2 protein-coding genes are annotated in these 2,890 nt (G+C 69.8%); one reads left to right on the top strand and one right to left on the bottom strand.

Annotated elements, in window-relative coordinates; genetic code table 11:
• Nucleotides 1-96 precede the first annotated feature (96 nt).
• A complete protein-coding gene (gene purU / locus U9980_RS03700) occupies nucleotides 97-954 on the top strand; it encodes a formyltetrahydrofolate deformylase (RefSeq protein WP_322766682.1) in 858 nt (285 codons plus the stop codon).
• A 148-nt stretch (nucleotides 955-1,102) separates the two neighbouring features.
• Here purU and U9980_RS03705 read toward each other — a convergent pair whose 3' ends face one another.
• Nucleotides 1,103-2,761, bottom strand: coding sequence for a serine/threonine-protein kinase (locus U9980_RS03705; RefSeq protein ID WP_322766683.1), 1,659 nt, complete (start codon nucleotides 2,759-2,761; stop codon nucleotides 1,103-1,105).
• Nucleotides 2,762-2,890: the final 129 nt, after the last annotated feature.

Genomic DNA, 2,890 nt, shown 5'->3' on the forward strand with positions numbered 1-2,890 from the left:
ACTCCTGACCAGCCGCCAGACTGCTTGGGGCCGCCGGGCGCGCGAGAAGGAGCATGATCGCGCGGACGGCGGCCGGCGCCCGACTAGGCTGGCGGGGTGTCACACCAGCGTCTGGTACTCACGCTCAGCTGCCCCGACCGGCGGGGCATCGTCGCGGCGGTGTCCTCCTTCGTCACCGCGTCCGGCTGCAACATCGTCGAGGCTCAGCAGTACCTGGACCCTGACACCACCCACTTCTTCCTGCGCCTGGCCGCTGACGTCGAGGAGCCACGCGCCAGCCTGGACGATCTACGCGACGCTTTCGGCACGGTCGCCGAAGCCTTCTCGATGGACTGGCAGATCTGGGACGCCGCCGTCCGACCCCGAATAATGATCATGGTCTCGCAACACGATCACTGCCTGGCCGACCTGCTGTCACGTCGCCGTGCCGGGACACTGCCCGTCGAGGTTGTCGGCGTCGTGTCCAACCACCGTGCCGCCGAAGAACTGGTCCGCTGGCACGGCGTGCCCTTCCACCATCTGCCGGTCGCAGCACAGACCCGGACCGACCAGGAACAGCGGCTGCTACAGCTGGTCGCCGACGAAAACGTCGATCTTGTTGTGCTCGCGCGTTACATGCAGATCCTGTCTGCCGACGTGTGCAAGGAGCTCGAGGGCCGGATTATCAACATCCACCATTCGTTCCTGCCGAGCTTCAAGGGCGCCCGGCCCTACGCCCAGGCCCACGCACACGGCGTGAAGATCATCGGCGCCACGGCTCACTACGTGACACCGGACCTCGACGAAGGTCCGATCATCGAGCAGGATGTCGCCCGGGTCGACCACGGCTGCGACGTCGACCGGCTCGTTGCCGTGGGCCGCGACATCGAGGCTCAGGTCCTGGCCCGGGCCGTGCGCTGGCACGCCGAGCGCCGGGTGCTCCTCAACGGCGTCCGCACCGTCGTCTTCGCCTGACCAGCCGGTCATCCGACCGTCTGGTGCGCCACCGGGCGCCGGGCGCCGGGCGCCGAAGGATGTGATTCTGGTGCTGCTGCAGTAGCACCAGAATCACATTCTTGAGAGCCGGCCGCGCCAGGGACCAGAACCGAGATCGAGATCGAGATCATCGGAGCAGGACGGTGGCCCCGTCGCTGAAGGGGCCGTCGTGCAGCTCCAGATGATCAACGGTGACGTCCCGGGGGATGTCGAAGACAAGGGTGCCGCTCGCGGTCTCTCCCTCGGAGAGGTTTCCCCAGATACCCTCGGAAAAGGCGGCCCGCGACAGGAGCTGGCTGGAATCGTGGTCCGCTCCGGCGCTGTCGACAAGCCGTTGCGGAGCCAACGACAGGTTCCGGGTCGAGCTGCCGACGTTGTGCGCGGTGAGCGCAACCAGGCAGTACTGGCCGTCCGGATGCCTGGTGATCAACGTGACCTTCAGCTGATCAACCCCGCACTGCACGCTCATCACGGTGAACTCAAGCTGCCCGTCCCGGACCGGGACGCCGATCCCCGCCTTTGCGGACGGGGACTGGGACGGGGACGCCGAGCCCGAAGCCGACGAGCTGGGGGCGGCGGACGGCCCCCCGCCCGAGTCGTTGCCGCGCAGGCTCCGCAGGGCCACCCAGCCGACCAGCAACAGGAGCACTGCGACCAGGGCCAGCAGCCACCAGCGGCGTGGGCGCGGCGGCGCGGCAGGCGGGTACAAGGGAGGCGGGGCCTGGGCCGCGGACTCGGCGAACCGCGCCGGCTGCCCGAACCGGCCCGGCTGGCCGAACTGGCCCGGCTGTGCCGACTGGCTCGGCGGATAGCCGGTCGCGAATGCCGGCGGGCCGAGGCGGGTCGGTGGCACGACAGCGGCCATCCGCTGCGTCCTGCCGAGAATCTGGTCGATCGGCGTGGACGCGTTGACGTCCGCGTTTCCCTCGACCAGCCGCATGAGCAGATCACGCGCGGCCGGTCGGGCCCGCGGATCCTTGGTCAGCGCGATCTCGACCAGCCCGCGCAGCGGCTGGGCGAGGCCGGTCAGATCCGGCGCCGCGTCCACGATCCGCTGCCCCAGACTCGCGTCGGCGGCCGGCCCGAAACCTCCAGGTTCGGTGAACGGGTGGCGGCCCGTGCCCGCATAACCCACCAGAAGACCCCAGGTAAAGATGTCCGCGGCCGGACCGACCGGATCGTCGAGGATCTGTTCGGGCGCCATCCACCCGCTGGTCCCGAAGATCAGCCCCCGGTCGAGGTCATGGCGTACGGTAGCCGCGGGCTTGGCTATCCCGAAGTCGATGACCCTCGGCCCGGACAACGACATGATCACGTTGGCCGGTTTGAGGTCACGGTGGACGATCCCGGCGTGGTGGATGGCCGTCAGCGCCGTTGCCACCCCGATCGCGGTACCGGCCAGGGTCGAGGCGGGCAGCGGGCCGTCCTCCATGACCACCCGGTCCAGCCGCCTGCCCTCGATGTACTCGGTGACGAGGTACGGCGGGTAGGCGTCCGGGTCCGCGTCAAGCACCGAAGCCGTGCAGAACGGCGAGACCCGCCGGGCCGCCGCAACCTCATGGCGGAACCGTTCCCGGAAGTCGTGGTCGGCTGCGAGGTCCGGCCGGATCAGCTTGACCGCAACGTGGCGGCCCGCCGTGTCCCGACCGAGATAGACCGTGCCCATACCGCCGGCGGCGAGGCGACTGTCCAGCACATACCTGCCGACCGATACCGGGTCGTCCGCCTGTAGCGGTTCCAGTGGTTCCGCCGTCGCTCCACCCCCCGCCCGACCTGGCCGTGTCATGCCCGCCGCCGTGCTGGTGCCCGCCTGCTCATAACCCCCCGCTCATAACCACCGATCACGGCCCGCCCGCCGGTGGTCCGGCCAGCGTGTGGCCCGCCAGCGTGTGGCCCGCCAGCGTGTGGCCCGCCC

The organism is Protofrankia sp. Cr1, from assembly GCF_963555865.1.
In the GTDB taxonomy this organism is placed as follows: domain Bacteria; phylum Actinomycetota; class Actinomycetes; order Frankiales; family Frankiaceae; genus Protofrankia.

Excerpts from the sequence above, each read along its gene's own strand:
- U9980_RS03705 (WP_322766683.1), bottom strand. The coding sequence starts at position 2,761 with ATGACACGGCCAGGTCGGGCGGGGGGTGGAGCGACGGCGGAACCACTG.